General features: G+C 33.8%; 16 protein-coding genes. 6 read left to right on the forward strand and 10 right to left on the reverse strand.

Going from position 1 to position 17,935, the window contains the following annotated elements; all coding sequences use genetic code 11:
- Positions 1 to 40 precede the first annotated feature (40 nt).
- From SCB73_RS03340 to SCB73_RS03350, 3 genes are all read left to right on the forward strand, one after another.
- A complete protein-coding gene (locus SCB73_RS03340; RefSeq protein ID WP_320568741.1) occupies positions 41 to 1,135 on the forward strand; it encodes a Nif3-like dinuclear metal center hexameric protein in 1,095 nt (364 codons plus the stop codon).
- Positions 1,136 to 1,138: 3 nt separating this feature from the next.
- Complete coding sequence (locus tag SCB73_RS03345) at positions 1,139 to 1,918, forward strand: zinc ribbon domain-containing protein (RefSeq protein WP_223708607.1); 780 nt, start codon at positions 1,139 to 1,141, stop codon at positions 1,916 to 1,918.
- 189 nt (positions 1,919 to 2,107) lie between these two features.
- Entirely contained in the window at positions 2,108 to 2,965 is an 858-nt protein-coding gene (locus SCB73_RS03350; protein ID WP_320568742.1) for an alpha/beta fold hydrolase, read from the forward strand.
- A gap of 146 nt (positions 2,966 to 3,111) precedes the next feature.
- On the opposite strand, the gene SCB73_RS03355 is transcribed toward SCB73_RS03350, so the two are convergent.
- Positions 3,112 to 3,804 carry an ArsR/SmtB family transcription factor gene (locus SCB73_RS03355; RefSeq protein WP_320568743.1) on the reverse strand — a complete coding sequence of 231 codons (693 nt, stop codon included), beginning with the start codon at positions 3,802 to 3,804 and terminating at the stop codon, positions 3,112 to 3,114.
- A 62-nt stretch (positions 3,805 to 3,866) separates the two neighbouring features.
- On the opposite strand from SCB73_RS03355, the gene SCB73_RS03360 reads away from it, so the two are divergent.
- From SCB73_RS03360 to rluF, 3 genes are all read left to right on the forward strand, one after another.
- The gene (locus SCB73_RS03360) at positions 3,867 to 5,018 is read left to right on the forward strand and encodes a cytochrome P450 (RefSeq protein ID WP_320568744.1); all 1,152 of its coding nucleotides are present in this window, start codon (positions 3,867 to 3,869) and stop codon (positions 5,016 to 5,018) included.
- A gap of 11 nt (positions 5,019 to 5,029) precedes the next feature.
- Positions 5,030 to 5,374, forward strand: a complete 345-nt coding sequence (locus SCB73_RS03365; protein ID WP_320568745.1) for an antibiotic biosynthesis monooxygenase family protein — start codon at positions 5,030 to 5,032, stop codon at positions 5,372 to 5,374.
- Between the two features lie 124 nt (positions 5,375 to 5,498).
- Complete coding sequence (rluF, locus tag SCB73_RS03370) at positions 5,499 to 6,317, forward strand: 23S rRNA pseudouridine(2604) synthase RluF (RefSeq protein WP_320568746.1); 819 nt, start codon at positions 5,499 to 5,501, stop codon at positions 6,315 to 6,317.
- A gap of 50 nt (positions 6,318 to 6,367) precedes the next feature.
- Here rluF and SCB73_RS03375 read toward each other — a convergent pair whose 3' ends face one another.
- The 9 genes from SCB73_RS03375 to SCB73_RS03415 all read right to left on the reverse strand — a co-directional run bounded on the left by SCB73_RS03375 (position 6,368) and on the right by SCB73_RS03415 (position 17,913).
- Entirely contained in the window at positions 6,368 to 7,762 is a 1,395-nt protein-coding gene (locus tag SCB73_RS03375; RefSeq protein ID WP_320568747.1) for a DUF4153 domain-containing protein, read from the reverse strand.
- A 58-nt stretch (positions 7,763 to 7,820) separates the two neighbouring features.
- Complete coding sequence (locus SCB73_RS03380; protein WP_132989222.1) at positions 7,821 to 8,111, reverse strand: winged helix-turn-helix domain-containing protein; 291 nt, start codon at positions 8,109 to 8,111, stop codon at positions 7,821 to 7,823.
- A 4-nt stretch (positions 8,112 to 8,115) separates the two neighbouring features.
- On the reverse strand, positions 8,116 to 8,730 hold the full coding sequence (locus SCB73_RS03385; protein WP_320568748.1) for a hypothetical protein: 615 nt from the start codon (positions 8,728 to 8,730) through the stop codon (positions 8,116 to 8,118).
- A 298-nt stretch (positions 8,731 to 9,028) separates the two neighbouring features.
- Entirely contained in the window at positions 9,029 to 9,916 is an 888-nt protein-coding gene (locus SCB73_RS03390) for a bifunctional 5,10-methylenetetrahydrofolate dehydrogenase/5,10-methenyltetrahydrofolate cyclohydrolase (RefSeq protein ID WP_320568749.1), read from the reverse strand.
- Positions 9,917 to 10,046: 130 nt separating this feature from the next.
- Positions 10,047 to 11,399, reverse strand: coding sequence for a signal recognition particle protein (ffh, locus tag SCB73_RS03395; protein WP_026727748.1), 1,353 nt, complete (start codon positions 11,397 to 11,399; stop codon positions 10,047 to 10,049).
- Between the two features lie 239 nt (positions 11,400 to 11,638).
- On the reverse strand, positions 11,639 to 13,321 hold the full coding sequence (locus SCB73_RS03400) for an MBOAT family O-acyltransferase (protein WP_320568750.1): 1,683 nt from the start codon (positions 13,319 to 13,321) through the stop codon (positions 11,639 to 11,641).
- 1 nt (position 13,322) lies between these two features.
- Positions 13,323 to 14,651: a GDSL-type esterase/lipase family protein gene (locus SCB73_RS03405; protein WP_320568751.1), complete on the reverse strand. Its 1,329-nt coding sequence runs from the start codon at positions 14,649 to 14,651 to the stop codon at positions 13,323 to 13,325.
- A gap of 82 nt (positions 14,652 to 14,733) precedes the next feature.
- On the reverse strand, positions 14,734 to 16,215 hold the full coding sequence (locus SCB73_RS03410; protein ID WP_320568752.1) for an SGNH/GDSL hydrolase family protein: 1,482 nt from the start codon (positions 16,213 to 16,215) through the stop codon (positions 14,734 to 14,736).
- Positions 16,216 to 16,500: 285 nt separating this feature from the next.
- On the reverse strand, positions 16,501 to 17,913 hold the full coding sequence (locus SCB73_RS03415) for an HmuY family protein (protein WP_320568753.1): 1,413 nt from the start codon (positions 17,911 to 17,913) through the stop codon (positions 16,501 to 16,503).
- Between the last annotated feature and the right edge of the window lie 22 nt (positions 17,914 to 17,935).

The raw sequence follows: 17,935 nt of genomic DNA on the forward strand, positions 1-17,935 counted from the left end.
GGATTACTTTTGTTGTTCACCTTAACTTTTTGAAACACGAATGAAAATTAAAGAAATAATAGCGGTTCTTGAAGAAATGTCACCTTTGGCTTACGCCGAGGATTTTGACAACGTTGGGCTTTTAGTTGGCAATTCGGAAGCCGAAAGTACTGGCGTTTTAGTTTGCCATGATGCCTTAGAAAATGTAATGGATGAAGCTATCTCTAAAAACTGTAATTTGGTAGTTTGTTTTCATCCGATATTATTTTCTGGAATTAAAAAAATTACAGGCAAGAATTATGTAGAGCGCGCGATTTTAAAAGCAATTAAAAATGATATTGCCATTTATGCCGTTCATACTGCACTTGATAATCATTCGGCCGGCGTTAATAAAATTTTCTGCGATGCATTAGGTTTGACAAATACCAAAGTTTTGATTCCGAAACAAAATTTCATTCAAAAATTAGTAACTTATACCGTTCCAGAAAACGCTCAAAAAGTACGTCAAGCATTATTTGATGCTGGCGCTGGAACAATTGGAAATTATGACAATTGCAGTTTCAACTCGAATGGAATTGGCACATACAAAGGAAATTCTGAAAGCAATCCGGTAATTGGTGAGCGTTTTGAATTAACAGAAACCGAAGAGATCAAAATCGAAGTTACGTTTGAAAAACATCTTCAATCCCGAATTTTAAAAGCACTTTTTGCAAATCATATTTATGAAGAAGTGGCATACGAGATTTATAATCTTGAAAATTCGCATCAGAATATAGGTTTGGGAATGATTGGCGAATTTGAAAATGAAATGAATGAAAAAGAATTTCTTCATTTTGTAAAAAATAAAATGATTGCAGATGGAATTCGCCATTCTGCTTTTTTAGGAAAAAAAATCAAGAAAGTAGCTGTACTTGGAGGTTCAGGAAGTTTTGCTATAAAAAATGCAATTCAAGCTGGAGCCGATGCTTTTTTGACTGCCGACTTAAAATATCACCAGTTTTATGAAGCCGAAAACAAGTTACTTTTGGCAGATATTGGTCATTTTGAGAGCGAACGCTATACAAAAAATTATATTGTTGATTATCTTCGAAAAAAAATTCTTAATTTTGCAATCATTTTATCGGAAGAAAATACAAATCCAGTTAAGTACTTATAAAATATGACGAATACGAAAGAATTAAGTGTTGAGGACAAGTTAAGAGCAATATACGATTTACAGCTTATTGACTCTAGAATTGACGAAATCAGAAACGTTAGAGGAGAACTTCCTTTAGAGGTTGAAGATTTAGAAGATGAAGTTGCAGGTTTGAGCACTCGTTCAGAGAAACTGAAAGGTGAACTTGAAGTGATTGAGGAGCAAATCAAAGCAAAGAAAATTGCTATTGAGGAGCATAAAGAGGTTATTAAAAAGTACACTAAACAACAAGAATCAGTACGTAACAACAGAGAATTTAATTCTTTGACAAAAGAAGTTGAATTTCAAGAATTAGAAATTCAATTGGCTGAAAAGCAAATCAAAGAAATGAAAGCTTCAATCGAGCACAAAAAAGAAGTTATTTCTAACTTAAAAGAAAAACTTGATGCTAAAAGCTCTCATTTAAAACATAAAAAATCTGAATTAGACGCTATTATGGCTGAAACTCAGAAAGAAGAGGCTTTCTTGACTGAAAAATCTGCTGAATATGCTGCACAAATCGAAGATAGATTATTAGCAGCTTACAACAGAATCAGAAGCAGTGTTCGTAACGGATTGGCTGTAGTATCTATCGAAAGAGGAGCTTCTGCTGGATCTTTCTTTACAATTCCACCTCAAACTCAGGTTGAAATTGCTTCAAGAAAGAAAATCATTACTGATGAGCACTCTGGAAGAATTTTAGTTGACACACAGTTAGCTGAAGAAGAAAAAGAAAAAATGGAACAATTGTTCGCAAAATTCTAAATATCAAGTCCCGATTAAATCGGGACTTTTTTTTGTTAAATATTTTTTTTGCCACTAATTTCACTAATTTCCACTAATTTTTAATTTGTTTCTAAATGGAATAAAAATTCGTGCTAAATTTGTGTAATTCGTGGCGAAACTTTTTTTTAATCGATTCCCGCATATTATTCTACATTTAAATTACTTGTTTTGGGAATTAAAAAAGGCATTCGTTTTATTACATTAAAATCTGTTGGATCTTATATTAACTTTTTGAGTTACGTGCGTCCACAAAAAGCAATGGAGCTTTCTTATGCGCTTTTCAGTCAGCCTCGAATTGGGCGATTAAAAAAAGAAGAGCTTCCGAAAGTTTTGAGAAATACTGAAACAGAAATATTTCATCATAACGAACATCATTTTCAAACTTATATTTGGAAAGGAAACGAAACCAAAATTCTATTGGTCCACGGCTGGGAAAGCAATGCTTCACGCTGGAAAAAAACCTTACCACATCTTCAAAAATCGGGAAGCACTATAATTGCCATTGATGCGCCTGCACACGGACAAAGCAGCGGAAAAGAATTCAACGTGCCGCTTTATGCTGAATTCATCAATAAAGCGGTTGAAAAATATCAACCAGAAATTATTATCGGTCATTCTATCGGCGGTGCGGCATCAGTATATCATCAATATTTATTTCCGAATACGAGTATCAACAAAATGGTGATTCTTGGAGCGCCTTCTGAACTAAAAACTTTGATCGACAATTATGTTTCGATGTTGAGCTTAAATACCAAAATGTTTTCACTTTTAGAAAGCAAATTCATGGATCGCTTCAACTTTAAACTTGAAGATTTTTCTGGACAGAAATTTGCATCAGAATTTAATATTCCGGGATTAATTGCACATGATGTTTCAGATAAAATTGTTGCTTTTGAAGAAGGAAAAAAAATAGCCAGCAACTGGAAAAACAGCCAATTTATTGAAACCAGCGGTTTAGGTCACGGAATGCATGATGATGAATTGTACGATAAAGTGATTGAGTTTTTATTTGAAGGTACAAAGTAACAGAGTCACAAAGGGCCAAAGGTTTTGTCGCATTTTTGTCACCCTGAGCGAAGTCGAAGGGCCACAAGTAGCTCGACAAAGATTGACATTTTCAGGAACAGAGTTTCTTGTATTCCTTCGACTTCACTCAGGATGACAAGCGTTATCTACACAACAATCTTAAAATACCTCAACAACTCCTTTTTTCCTTTTGCAGTGACAATTATCGCTCTGGAGTTTTCAGTTTTCCTGAGCCAATCTTCTCTTATCATTTTATTAAAAAGCAATGTCCCAACTGAGCCGGCAATATGATTTCTGCGTTCACTCCAATCTAAACATGGTTTCAAGAAAATTCGTTTTTGTTTTTGTGCTTCTTCTAAATTAATTCCAAAATCTGAAAACCACTTTTTCCCCTCTGGACTTATTTCAAAAGTATTATTCTGATCTACAATTATTTTTTGTTCCAACAAACTATCCGTTAACGCAACGCCAATTTTTCCTGCCAAATGATCATAGCAAGTTCTGCAAAATTTGATTGGCGGATAAATATCTGTTTTATTTTTTGAAGAAACTTCCGGTTTCGGAACTAGACTTGCCATTGCTTCAAGTGCATACGCAACTTCTTTATTTGAAAATCGGTAATATTTATGACGTCCTTGTTTTTCGACACAAAGCAAATTTGCATCGAGAAGTTTCCCTAAATGCATACTAATGTTTTGTGGCGAAGTGTTGACGCTTACTGCCAATTCTGTAGCCGTGAAAGCTCTTCCGTCCATTAAAGTCCACAAAATTGAGGCACGAGTTGGATCGCCAATTAAAGATGCCGTTTTTATAAATTGATCTTCCATTTCGATAATCATAGTTAAGCACAGAATGAACTGTTGCCTTGTAAAGTTAAATAACTTTGTCAAAAACATTCCAAATGACTTCGACTTTATTCCTTCAATCTGATATCGAAAATCCGTATTTGAACTACAAAACCATGCAACAAAACAATCCCGTTTATTGGGATGAGACAAATAAAATATGGGCGATATATTCTTATGAAGATTGTGTTGCTGTTTTGAAAAATCCAAAAGCCGAGATTCCAACTGTAAATCCAAACAACGAACAAAAATTAAATGAAAGAGCTTTAGAAATTTTAAATAACTTAACACGATTATCAAACGGAATGCAGCATAAAGTTTCGAAAGAAATTGCAATGTTGCTATTCTCAAAAATGAAATCTGTCGATATTAATTCTATTATTTCTCAATTAATAAAAGATGATTTGACTGAAAATAAAATGGATTGGGTAAATTCGGTTTGCAAAAAATTGCCGGTTTTGGTTGTTTTGGAAAGTTTTGATTTTGAGGAAAAAGATTGCGCATTTATTTCAGATCATATTCAATCTTTGATTAAAATAATGCTTCCGCAAAAAACTGAAGCGCAAGTAAAATCTATTAATGAAATTTCAGAAACCATCTTTTCAATTGTAGAAAAACAGCTTTTTCAACTAAATTTTTATGAATCTTTACCAAATGAAATTTCGGAGCCAAATTCTCTTTCGCTTGACGAAATTAAAACAATAAGCATAAGCAATTTAATTGGATTATTTATTCAGAGTTTTGACGCTGGAAGAGGAATTTTAAGCAATTCGCTTTTGCAAATTCTTAATCATAAAACTTTTTCAAATAAAATTGAAATACAAAAATCGGTTATCGAAACTTTACGGTTTGATCCGCCCATTCATAATACCAGACGAATTGCGGCTGAAGATTTATATATTGGCGAAAGCCTAATTAAAAAAAACGATGTGATTTTAATTGTATTTGCATCGGCAAATCGAGACCCTAAGAAGTTTGAAAACGAATCAAAATTTGATATTGAAAGAAATAACAATGCTGAAAATCTGACTTTCGGAATTGGCGGTCATAGGTGTCTTGCAAAACATTTCTCGATTCATTTGGCAACTGAAGCTTTATGTTTTTTATTTGAAAACTATAAAAAGATACAACTTTTAGAAAATAATATTCAATACGACCCCATGATCAATGCCAGATTACCAAAGAATATCTGGATTTCATTACAATAAAAAATAAAAATATGATAGCTGTAATTTTTGAAGTTATTCCTAATGAAGGAAAAAAAGAAGAATATCTGGATATCGCGGCGCGTTTGCGTCCGGAATTAGATAATATTGACGGATTTATTTCAATAGAACGATTTCAAAGTTTTACTGATCCTTCAAAAGTTTTGTCTTTATCTTTTTGGAGAGATGAAGAAAGTATTCAGCAATGGCGAAATCTTGAAATGCATCGTGCCGCTCAAGCCAAAGGCCGAAATGAAGTTTTTAAAGATTATCATTTAAGAATTGCAACTGTTATTCGCGATTACGGAATGTTCGACAGAAAAGAAACTCCAGAAGATAGTTCTCGGTTTCATTCTTAAAAAGGTACAAAGTTGCAGAGGTTCAAAGGGACAAAGATTTTTTTCGAGGTTCTCAGTTTTGCCTATCGAAATCTAAAGTCTAAAATCTGAAATCTAAAATCATTTTTTTGCCTACTTTTGCACTATGGAAGAGAATTTAAAACGTCTGAATAAATTTATTGCCGAAACGGGTTTCTGTTCTCGTCGTGAAGCCGATAAACTTATCGAAGAAGGACGTGTAACAATAAATGGCGTTGTACCGGAAATGGGAACCAAAGTTTCGCCAGATGATGAAATACGCGTAGACGGTAAATTGATCGTTGAGAAAAACGAAAAAATGATTTATTTGGCATTCAACAAACCTGTCGGGATTGAGTGTACGACTAACTTAGAAGTTCGAAATAATATTGTCGATTATATCAATTATCCGAAACGTATTTTCCCGATTGGAAGATTGGATAAAGCCAGTGAAGGTTTGATTTTTATGACTAATGATGGCGATATCGTAAACAAGATTCTTCGCGCCAGAAATAATCACGAAAAAGAATATACGGTTACCGTAAACAAACCGATTACAGAACGCTTTATTCAAAGAATGGGAAATGGAGTTCCGATTTTGGATACCGTTACCAAAAAATGTAAAGTTGAGCAAATCAGCAAATACACTTTTAAAATCATTTTGACGCAAGGTTTAAACCGTCAAATCAGAAGAATGTCTGAATACTTGGGTTATGAAGTTACGGCATTAAAACGTATTAGAATTATTAATATTTCTTTGGATGTTCCGGTTGGGCGTTATCGTGAATTAACCGATGCCGAAATAAAAGAATTAAATCAGCTGATTGAACCTTCAAGCAAAACCGAAGAAGCAAGTTTGCCAAAAGTTGAAGCTCCAGCTCCAACGCGACGAAAGACTTTTATTTCAAAACATGATCCTAGGTTTCGAAAAAGAGGTGACAATTAACCTGAATTCATAAAAAAATCCGAACTTATTGAAGTTCGGATTTTTCGTTTTTACTTTTTCTCAGTTAAAAAGTCATAATATAATGCTTTAGATAAAAATGTAGAATTTTGATAAAAATCGATTAATTCTTCTCTTTGCATTTCAGTTTTACCCCCGTCCAGATGATTTTCTTGAAAATATTCTCTACGAGCATCATCATTAAAATTCAAACTGCTTAAAAATTGTGTCGTTACTCCTTTATTTACAGAGATATTATAGTTAGTAATTAGATTTCCCCAATTAACATAACTGCATAAAAGCACAGTTCCGTAGAAATACCAAACCATTTGATTGACTAAATAAGCGTTTGTTTTTTGTTTTGTGATTTTCATAAAAGTATAAACCAAACCAATAATTGCCAAAACAAGAAAAGCATAAACCCCCAAACGTTTGTATGTCAGTCCAAAAAATGAAACATATTCAGAATTTTTAATGATCGTACTGACAATCAAAATTCCGTTTAGAAAAATCCAGATTTTAGCCAGTGTTTTAAGAAGCGTCGCTTTTTTGTCAAAATTGAATCCGCCTTTGAAATAAAACATAATTACGCCAACCGCCATTAGAATTGAAAGGATAACAGAATTTACTCTTTCATGCGTAGCAGCACTCAATTTAGAAGCCTGCGCCGTAACTACTTCAAAAAACTGCTCGTAGTTGTAGGTTACTATAAAAATTAAAAGCATCAAATTCAGCAATAATAGCGTAATTACACCACTTTTTCTTTCGAAATCCAAATCCAAAAATGAAAATGTATTTTGATTTTTGACTTCGGCAATATTTTTAAATTCATTATCAAGAAGTTCATTTTTTTCATAACAAACTTCAGGAACCCAATAATTCCAAAAACTAAATGAAATATAAAAGCCCGCTATACTCAACAGTAAAAACTGCGGCACATCAATATCTAATTGATAATCTGTAAAAAGAGAAGAAAAATGTTCACTTCCAAAAGAATAAACGACAAAAAACAATCCTAGAAAAATGGCCGGAATTAGAACAAAAGCGACCAATTTTTTAGCAAAATTATTATGGATTTGCTTTTCTGGAAGCCATTGTTTGAAAATCCAAATACGTCCTAAAGAAGCTATTCCGTTTAGGATTACCAACGGAAAAATCTGAATGATTTTTAATTTATTTTCCTGTGTTTTGAATTGTAAAAACAAAATTGAAAGCGCCATTGCAAAGAAAGAAGCGGCATCTCCGTACCATCCAAAAGCGAGAGAAGACAAAACTGATGTCACCACCAAGACTAAATGTGTTCTTTCAGTAAATTTATCTTGAAAGAAATAACAAATAAATCCCGTCAATACAAGTCCAAAAATAGACCAGTTAAGCCCTGGATCTTCTCTATAAAAAAGCAGTAAAAAAATAAAACTGCAAACAAAAATGATGTGATGTTTTTTCATGGGTATTTAATTAAAAGTACTTTGCGTTTCAAAGTTGTTAGACAAAAAAATATAGTTATTAAGATTTCATTAATTTTTCAAGGTAGGAAAGATGCTCTTTAAAAGCCGCACGCCCTAAAGCAGTTACCTGATAAGATGTTTTTGGTTTTTTGCCCACAAATTCCTTTTTAACCTCAATATATTCTGATTTTTCAAGCGCTGAGGCATGACTCGCTAAATTACCGTCGGTGATATTCAAAAGCGTTTTCATCTCGGTAAAATCTACCCAGTCGTTAACCATCAGAACGGACATAATACCCAATCTGACACGGCTTTCAAAATCTTTATTTAGTTTATCAATAATTCCCATTGGGTTATTTGTATTTTTTGAACATCACTAATCCGTATATAATATGCAGAATTCCAAATCCGACGATCCAAAAAATCAAACCATATCCTATATAAAAAAGCGAAATACCTCCTAAAATAAGCTCTAAAAAGCCTAAATATTTAATATCTGAAAATGTATATTTTTCTGCGTTTATAACGGCCAATCCGTAAAATATCAAGGTCGATGGTGCTACTAAACCAAAATATCCGTGATAAATCAATGCCAAACAAAATATCCCTCCTGCAACAAGCGGTACAGCCAAGTTAAACAACATATTTTTTGTTGCCGATGTCCAAATTGGCAAATTGTATTTTTTGCTTTTTCTGATGGTAAAAAAGGCTCCAAATACAAAAGCGCATACTAAAATTACAATTCCGGTAAAAAATAAATGAGAAACCAAATTACCAGACAACAAAATATGATCATCTGTAAAATATTCAATTCCATTTATTTTAAATAATTGATACACATACAAACCACCAATTAGGGCCGAAAGTCCAGCAAAAACTCCTGAAAGTCCGCTTAATGATATAAATCGTGAAGAGCGCTCCATCATGGAACGAATATGTGCTAAATCTTCTTGGTGTTTCTGATTCATAATAAAAGTACTTTGCAGTACAAAGTTATTATTTATTTTGAATTGACAAATAAAAAAAAACATTTTTTTTATTTCAGTTAGACCTAAGAGGTTAAAAAAACCTGTTAGGCCTCTTCATAGAGATGCGTGAGGGATAGGAGCATGCTACCGAAGTAGCGCGGATAGCCCGACCTTGTTTGCGGAAAGGCGCGCATAAAGGCAAAGTTTGGTGCGCCTTTTTGCAAACAAGGTCACGCCCAAAGCATATAAAACAAAAAAACCTGCTCGATTGAACAGGCTTTCATAATATTTAAAAAAATTATTTATTTCTAGCGCTTCTCATTTTGCGAGCTAAAAGTGTATTTTTTAGCAACATTGCAATTGTCATTGGCCCTACTCCACCAGGAACTGGTGTAATAAATGATGCTTTTTTACTTACTCCGTCAAAATCAACATCTCCTTTGATAACATATCCTTTTGCGTTTGAAGCGTCTTCAACACGTGTAATTCCAACATCGATAACGGTTACTCCTTCTTTTACCATATCGGCTTTTAGGAATTCTGGAACTCCTAAAGCTGTGATAATGATATCGGCATTTTTAGTGAATTCAGCCAAATCTTTAGTTCGGCTGTGCGTTAATGTAACTGTTGAATCTCCAGGGTTTCCTTTACGACTCATTAAAATACTCATTGGGCGCCCAACGATGTGGCTTCTTCCAATTACAACGGTATGTTTTCCTGCAGTTTCTACTTTGTAACGCTCAAGCAATTCCATAATTCCAAATGGTGTTGCCGGAATAAAACTTTCCATTTCAAGCGCCATTCTACCAAAGTTTGTTGGGTGGAATCCGTCAACGTCTTTGTCTGGATCGATAGCTAATAAGATTTTTTGCTCATCGATATGCTTTGGCAAAGGCAACTGAACGATATAACCGTCAAGATTGTCATCTTCATTCAATTCTTTGATTTTTGCTAAAAGCTCGTCTTCTGTAATCGTTTCTGGTAAAGCAACCAAAGTTGAATCAAAACCAATTTCCTGGCATGATTTTACTTTACTTCCTACGTAAGTTAAACTTGCTCCGTTGTTTCCCACTAAAACTGCTGCTAAATGAGGCACTTTTCCTCCAGCTGCTTTTATAGATTGAACTTCGGCTGCAATTTCGTTTTTAATGTCGTTAGATGTTTTTTTACCGTCTAGTAGTTGCATTGTGTTGTGTTTATTTTGTTTCAAGTTTAAAGTTTCACGTTACTTGCGAAACTGAATAGTTATGTAATTAAAAAAGTTTCAAGTTTTGGTTTCTTAACTTGAAACCTTAAACTTGAAACTTTTAATTTTATTATCTCGGCATTCCTCCTGGCATTCCTTTCATGCCTCCCATCATTTTCATCAGATTTTTTCCGCCTGGACCTTGCATCATCTTCATCATTTTGCTCATTTGGTCGAATTGCTTCATTAGCTGATTTACTTGCTCGACTTTAGTTCCCGAACCTTTTGCGATTCTGGCTTTTCTTTTTACGTCGATAATGGCTGGTTTACTTCTTTCTCCCGGCGTCATCGAATAAATGATCGCTTCGATATGTTTGAAAGCATCATCTTCAATTTCTACATCTTTCATGGCTTTTGAAGCTCCTGGTATCATTCCTACCAAGTCTTTCATGTTACCCATTTTCTTCACTTGCTGAATCTGCGTTAAAAAGTCATCAAAACCAAATTCGTTTTTAGCGATTTTCTTTTGAAGTTTTCTTGCTTCTTCTTCGTCAAATTGTTCTTGAGCTCTTTCAACAAGAGACACAACGTCTCCCATTCCTAAAATACGCTCTGCCATACGTTCTGGATAGAAAACATCAATTGCTTCCATTTTTTCTCCAGTACCAACAAATTTGATTGGTTTGTTTACAATCGATTTGATTGAAAGCGCAGCTCCACCTCGAGTATCACCATCTAATTTCGTTAAAATAACTCCATCAAAATTCAAGATATCGTTGAAAGCTTTTGCTGTATTAACAGCATCTTGTCCTGTCATAGAGTCTACAACAAACAAAGTTTCTTGTGGCTGAATTGCTTTGTGTACACGAGCAATTTCGTCCATCATTTCCTGATCTACTGCTAAACGTCCTGCTGTATCGACGATAACAACATTGAATCCGTTTGCTTTTGCATGTTTGATTGCGTTTTGAGCAATTTCTACAGGATTTTTATTTTCTGGTTCTGAGTAAACCTCAACACCTATTTGGTCTCCCACAACATGCAACTGATTGATCGCCGCCGGACGGTAGATATCACACGCTACAAGTAATGGTTTCTTATTTTTCTTTGTTTTTAAGAAGTTTGCTAATTTTCCTGAAAAAGTCGTTTTACCAGAACCTTGCAAACCTGACATCAAAATAACAGTTGGATTTCCTGATAAGTTAACACCAGCAACATCTCCACCCATTAATTCTGTCAACTCATCTTTTACCAGTTTTACTAATAATTGTCCTGGTTGTAAGGTTGTCAATACGTCCTGACCAATTGCTTTGTCTTTTACTCTAGCTGTAAAATCTTTAGCTATTTTAAAGTTAACATCGGCATCAAGCAATGCACGACGCACTTCTTTTAAAGTATCGGCAACGTTTACTTCCGTAATTTTACCGTGTCCTTTTAATATATGGAACGCTTTATCTAACTTATCGCTTAAATTATCAAACATATTATTTTCTTTATTTGAAGTGCAAAGATAATCTAATTAGATATTTCAGGCAATTTTTATTTAAGTACAATTTGGGGTTTGCCACGAAGGCACAAAGGCGCGAAGTTTTCTTTTTTAATTACAAAAAACGTGAAATTTTATGTAAAGCAAGCAATATTTTTTGCTCGCAAAGTCGCGAGGTCGCAAAAAATAAAAAAAACTTTGCGACTTCGCGACTTTGCGAGATTAATTACTTCAACTTAGAATTGAAAGTATATGAAAGGTTGTGAGCCTGCAACTGCTGTTGCGTAAACAATCCAGTAAACGAAACCTAGAATTACCGCTTTTATTAACAACGGTGTTTTATCAAAAACAGATTTCATTCCGTTTGTGAATGATTCTGGTAAGAAATGCCAAACGTAACCAAATAACATTAATCCGAATACATTTTTATAACCAATTACAATTGTTTTCCAAAGTTCTGGTTCGAATGTTAATTGCCCAATATTATTAATTACCTGCAAAGCTGTTTCGAAATCTCTTGCTCGGAAGAAAATCCAACAGAAAACCACAAAATGGAATGTAATTAGAATAGAGAAAAATCGCCATAAGAAATTCGGTTTTTTATCTTTTTTGGATGGAAAAAGCTCCACGAAAATTTTATGAATTGCCAAAGCCAATCCGTGTAAAGCTCCCCAAACAATGAACTGTGCTCCTGCTCCATGCCATAATCCTCCTAAAAGCATGGTGGTGAACAAATTCAAATTGGTTACCAAAGTTTGTTTCTTTTTGCTGGAAAGCAAAAAAGACAAACAAAAAAGCAAAATCGAAACACCGGCGATAATCAACGGAATTACACTGGTATTGTAACTTGTGATTCCCCAAAGCAATAATCCGAAGAAGAATAAACTCGGGAATAAATATCCAGCGAAAGAACCTTCACGGTTTCCTCCCATCGAAATATATAAGAAATCTTTCAGCCAAGTCGAAAGCGAAATATGCCATCTTCTCCAAAAATCAGTAATCGAAGTTGATTTATAAGGCGTTCTAAAGTTGACCGGCAATTTGAATCCAAGCAATAAAGCGATTCCGATTGCCATATCTGAATATCCTGAGAAATCACAATAAATCTGGATTGCATATCCATAAGATGCCATTAGATTCTCAAACGAAGTATAACTCAATGGCGTATCGAAAACACGATCTACAAAGTTTACAGAAATATAGTTTGAAATTACCGTTTTCTTGATCAATCCACCAATAATCAAAAACAAGGCATTGTTTACATCTTGTCTTGAAAGATTTAATTTTTGATAAATCTGCGGAAGAAAATCTTTGGCGCGTACGATTGGTCCAGCAACCAATTGCGGGAAAAACGAAACAAAAAACAAATATTCTATATAGTTTTTTGTTGGCTTGATTTCTTCACGATAAATCTCAATAATATAACTCATCGACTGGAAAGTGTAGAACGAAATTCCAACAGGAAGAAAAATATCATGAAGCTGATAATTGCCATGAAACATATCATTGAACGTTGCAATCATGAAATTCATGTATTTGAAATAACCTAACAATCCCAAATTCAGAATTACACTTATAACAAGATATATTTTCTTAGTACTATCTTTTGTAGCTCTAAAGATTATTTGGCTCAAACCATAATCAACTACAGAGGAAAGCAATAAAAGCAAAAAATAAATACCGCTTGACTTGTAATAAAAGAAAAGCGAAAAGAGAATAACGTAGGTCAATCTCAAATAAAATGTTTTGCGCAAAAAGGCATACACAAAATAAAAAACCAGAAATAATCCGAGGAATAAACCCGTATTAAATAATAATTTTTCGTCTGGATTATAAATAAACCAACTTTTAGCTTGCTCTAAGGTTACTGAACCTACATTTTTAACAAACCAATTATTTATACTATCAATTGTGATCAACTTAATTCTTCAATTTAAAATTATCGTATGCTTTTAAAAGTGCCTGCGCAAACAAGTTTCCTTGTTTTTCATATCCTTTTTTAGAATAATGAACCCAATCCGGACCAATTAATCCTTGAGTTTTTAATTTTCGGATTCCATCCATTCCTCCAAATTCATCGTATAAATCCCAAACCGCAAAACCCTCTTTTTGTGCGATTTCTAGAATTTCTTTTGAATAATCTCTAATATATGTATTAGGTTTTCTTCGCAACAAAGATGGCGGCGGCGTCATCACGATTATCGGAACATTGATATTTTGAGCTTTAATATTGCTTATAAATTCTCTCAAGTGTTTGATGTATCCTTCAACTTCTAAATGATCATAACTTTCATTTGTTCCGAGCGAAAAAACCAACAAATCTGGATGCAATGCATTTAGCTGTTCAAAAAACAAAGGATATTTATTATAATCTGAATATTTTGCTCCGTTTACACCAATACTGCTGTAGATTAAACCAGGCGCATCTTTCTCTAAAACAATTCCGTTTAGTTCAAATTTTGAAGCTTCTTTGTTTGGAAGCAAATAAATTCGGTCTAAAGCTTTTTCAGAATAATAATGATGCGAAAATGCATCAGCTTGAATATCCAACGGAACAAATTCTGAACTTTTAATGGTTTTTGGCTTCATTTCGTTAGTCGGAATTTTTAAAGTTCTTCCTGCACGAATATTATTCGATTTCAAACCATTTGCTTTCTTAATGTCCGTCACCGAAACATTATATTTATCGGCAATCGTCGAAATGGCTTCTCCTTTTTTAATTTTATGCGAGATGACTTTTCGCTCGCTAGATTGAATAATATTGGTTTGAGATGAAGTTGCCAAATCAAACATATTTTGATTCTGTGGCGTAATAATACGAATGGTATTAAATTTATAAGCCAAATCTTTCACTTGCAACTGCACTGCAAAACCGCCAGTATCTCTCCAAAGCCCAATACCACAAATGCCAATAGGATCATTTTTTACCGGATAAATATTGCGATAGCTTTCCCACCCGCGATTCGAGTAAAAACGTTCGTTGTATGAACCATTTGTTTTTGCCAATTGATACGGAAAAACCAAACCCCGTCCTCCATTTCCAAACTGCTGTTGCAATTTTTTTCGCACTTCATTAGTCATCAAATCGCCCTGAATATGAGAATCTCCAATATGAACGATATTGATTTTTTGATTTCCATTGTTTTCATTTTCTTTGAATTTCTTGAAAACACTTTCTAATACTTGCGCATTATAAATTTGGCCATCAGAAATAGGTTCCATCACTACTGAATCGACTTTATGAATCATGTTTTTGGGTATTGTTTGTGAATCTGTTTTTGGTGTCTTTTCGTTGGTGGAGAAAAAAAGGCAACAGAAAAAAATAATCAGTTTATTCATTTACGCTATCCTTTATAACAGAAGTTGAATCTGTTTTGGTTTTTCGAGCTGCTTTTTGCTGATTCGCAACAGCTTCACGTTTTTCACGCAATATTTTATATTCTTCGTAGCCTTTATTTAATTGACTGTACAATAAATTCCCGATTGCTTTTGCACCACGTTGGTTAAAGTGCGTGTAATCTTTATTGGCTCTGGCTGGCGTTTCATCTACCCATTTTACCATCGATCCGTCACCGCCCATTAACGTATATAAATTCACAAAACCAGATTCGGTTTCAAGAGCATATCTTTTTTGTGATTTCATCAAAGGCACAACCGCAGAGTCGGTCTTCATTTCCAAATCATATTTCGTCGATTTATCTGCAGTCGAAACAATTAAGATTGAAACTCCAGGAAACGATTCTTTTATTTTGTTTACGGTTTTTGTCATTCCTCTTTCGTACCAATTGTAATTTTTGGTTCCATAATTCAATACGTTTGTTCCATAATGCAAAATAATCAAATCGTATTTCAGATTATTATTAAAACGCTGCATTACATTGGCATTAAACATCGAAATTGGCAATCCCGAATTTCCTCTTTGAGAGAAATTGTCCACGTGAACACCTGTTCCGTTATCAAAATTGAATCCATAAATTGGAATCGAATCTGCGTTTACGAAATTTGCTTTGAAAGCTTTTAAATGTCCTGAACTTACTTTTAAAGTATTGACTAAATTATTCGGAACTAGATTTTTCTTCAAAGTATCTTTGCCGATAATAAAATTGACTTTTCCTTTTTTAGATGCTCTTCCATAGAACAAAGTTGGATTATCTAGTGTAGTCGAAAATTTATTGGTTCCAGCTTCATACTGAACCCAAGTTGGATTTGCTATATCATTGGCAAAAAATACGTGACCGTTTACGCCAAAAGGGCTTGAAGGTTTTTTAACATTCAAATACGATTGTGTTTTCCAGTTTTTAGAATAAGTAGATTTTACTGATCCGCGCGACGCCGCCGATTCTGAAGTAATTGGAACAAAACCAACACCGTTTCCGCCAAAACGTTCTTGATAATTTGTTCTTACATCCTGAACAATCAAATCGCCATCGGTCATTGAATCACCGTAATACGCAATTCTGACATTCGATTCTGGATGTTTTTCTAATTGATATAATTTTTCATAAAACGAAATCAAATATTGATATCCTTTGTAATTGTCAAAAGTTTCAGAAGGAAATTCAATTCCTTCGACATTTTCATAAACAATTTCTTCTTTTGCTTCCGCATCTTCGATTGCATCAAGACTATCATTTGTACCTAATGAATCTTTTGCAACAGCCTCTAAAAGCAAGCTGTCGATCAATACGTTTTTTGAATTCATTTTGCTTTCAGAAAAAATCTTATCGGGCAAAATTTGCTTGAATCCAATAAAAGCAACTAATGCTAAGGCAACAATGGCAAAAGACTGAAAAAAATATGATTTTGTATTCACTTGTAATTTTAAGTTTTGAAGTATGAATTACAAAAATTAAATTATACGAAATTTCTGCTAATTCTTTTTGGAAAAATATGTGCAAAGATAAGATTAAACCTTAATTATTAATTGTTTTTGTCAACAAAGTAAAAAAACAAAAAAGAGACCAGATGAATCTGGCCTCTTTATCAAAAAAAAATAAAAAAAACAAAGCTAATGATTAACTAACAATTAATGTTGTCACATTATATCTGAGAATGAAAAACAATCTTGATGTTCTTTAGATTTTTTCATGTTTTGAAATTATTTTAAAAGAGCATATTGAAATGTTGGGTGGCCTCTTTCTAAATCAGCTTTTGCGCCACCTGTAAATTTTAATTTGTAAACATTTCCAGCAGGATCTTTAATTACAAAGAAACGATCTGTTCTTAAAACAAATTGAGTAACTGGGTCTCCATTAGGACCAACAACACTAGTACTTCTCCAGTTTGAACCAATGTTTCTTTGATCTGCTGTAAATTTAGTATTATCAACATTTGCTAATGTAAATGCCTCATAAGTAAATGCAGAAGTTAGAACCTGATATGCTTTTGCATTACCATTCAAGTTATTAGTAACATAATCTGGGTAGAAATATGGCACCGTGGTTGCTCCATAAGGAATAACGTTTACGAAAGTTGTAAAGTTAAGATCCCATTGATTTTTTTGTGGCTCAACATTTACGACTTTTTTATCGATTAAGCTTAAGAATGTAAAATTATAAGCACTGTTTTTAGAAATTACAATTTCATCGTGAGTAGTTGATGCAATATCAGCATATTGAACTTTGTAATCGCTTCCACTTCTTAAAACTCTAATTTTTTTCCATCCTCTTGTATCTCCTCCAACGGCTCCTTCTTTCCCTAAAACTGGCGCAGTAGTTGCTGGCTTATTACCTAAGTAAAGCAAATAAACTTTGTTTTCAGAATCTGTAGCAGAAATAGCCACAATAGCAGTTTTTGCAATATCTCCTGCTGAATCATCAACTTGATTAGAAAATCCTGCTCCTGTAGAAATAATCATGGTTTTATCAGCAACCTGAACTTCATCAATATTAGTAGTTGTTAATTGTTTTACAGACATTTTTACAGAGCTGTTTAAAACTACTCTAAAATCAGCACCAGAATAAAATCCTAAATCCCAAGAATTTCTAGCAACACTAGTTAATTTTCCACTGCTTAAATCAACGTAAACTTGGTTTGGCTCTAACGGACCACCAACTTCTGGCGCTAAAGCAGTTCCCAAAGATGCTGTTTCATTAAAATTTAACTGAATCGTTTTGTTTCCTGAAATTTGAGCTCCCAAAGAAGTTCCTGAAATAGTAAAAACCACATTTTTAACCTCAGTTCCAGTTGCATTTTTAATTTTATTAAACGTAAACTCAACTGAAGTTGCTCCTTGCGCAAACGGCACAACTATTTTTTTTGAAGCTGCAGCAGGAGTTGTAGTATAATCTGTAGTATAAGTTACTGCAGTTTCTGTAACGTCAAGCGTAACTGTTCCAGCAACAGGAGCAGCCTTAGAGAATTTTATTTGAACTGGTGTAGCGTCACTTGTCAAATTGTACGATGCTTCAGCAAATGCAACAGCAACATCTGAGTGCTGGTCGTCATCACTATTACAAGCTGTAAAAGCCAGCAAAACGAAAGAAAGAATTAAAGCGAAGTTCTTTTTCATGGTATTTAAGGTATTTATATAA

The sequence above is a fragment of the Flavobacterium sp. KACC 22761 genome, assembly GCF_034058155.1.
In the GTDB taxonomy this organism is placed as follows: domain Bacteria; phylum Bacteroidota; class Bacteroidia; order Flavobacteriales; family Flavobacteriaceae; genus Flavobacterium.

Coding starts and splice junctions, on each gene's coding strand:
- SCB73_RS03385 (WP_320568748.1), bottom strand. CDS start 8,730: ATGAATCAGAAACACCAAGAAGATTTAGCACATATTCGTTCCATGATG.
- rluF (WP_320568746.1), top strand. CDS start 5,499: ATGGAAGAGAATTTAAAACGTCTGAATAAATTTATTGCCGAAACGGGT.
- SCB73_RS03380 (WP_132989222.1), bottom strand. CDS start 8,111: ATGGGAATTATTGATAAACTAAATAAAGATTTTGAAAGCCGTGTCAGA.
- SCB73_RS03415 (WP_320568753.1), bottom strand. CDS start 17,913: ATGAAAAAGAACTTCGCTTTAATTCTTTCTTTCGTTTTGCTGGCTTTT.
- SCB73_RS03355 (WP_320568743.1), bottom strand. CDS start 3,804: ATGATTATCGAAATGGAAGATCAATTTATAAAAACGGCATCTTTAATT.
- SCB73_RS03375 (WP_320568747.1), bottom strand. CDS start 7,762: ATGAAAAAACATCACATCATTTTTGTTTGCAGTTTTATTTTTTTACTG.
- SCB73_RS03340 (WP_320568741.1), top strand. CDS start 41: ATGAAAATTAAAGAAATAATAGCGGTTCTTGAAGAAATGTCACCTTTG.
- SCB73_RS03390 (WP_320568749.1), bottom strand. CDS start 9,916: ATGCAACTACTAGACGGTAAAAAAACATCTAACGACATTAAAAACGAA.
- ffh (WP_026727748.1), bottom strand. CDS start 11,399: ATGTTTGATAATTTAAGCGATAAGTTAGATAAAGCGTTCCATATATTA.
- SCB73_RS03360 (WP_320568744.1), top strand. CDS start 3,867: ATGACTTCGACTTTATTCCTTCAATCTGATATCGAAAATCCGTATTTG.
- SCB73_RS03405 (WP_320568751.1), bottom strand. CDS start 14,651: ATGATTCATAAAGTCGATTCAGTAGTGATGGAACCTATTTCTGATGGC.
- SCB73_RS03345 (WP_223708607.1), top strand. CDS start 1,139: ATGACGAATACGAAAGAATTAAGTGTTGAGGACAAGTTAAGAGCAATA.
- SCB73_RS03365 (WP_320568745.1), top strand. CDS start 5,030: ATGATAGCTGTAATTTTTGAAGTTATTCCTAATGAAGGAAAAAAAGAA.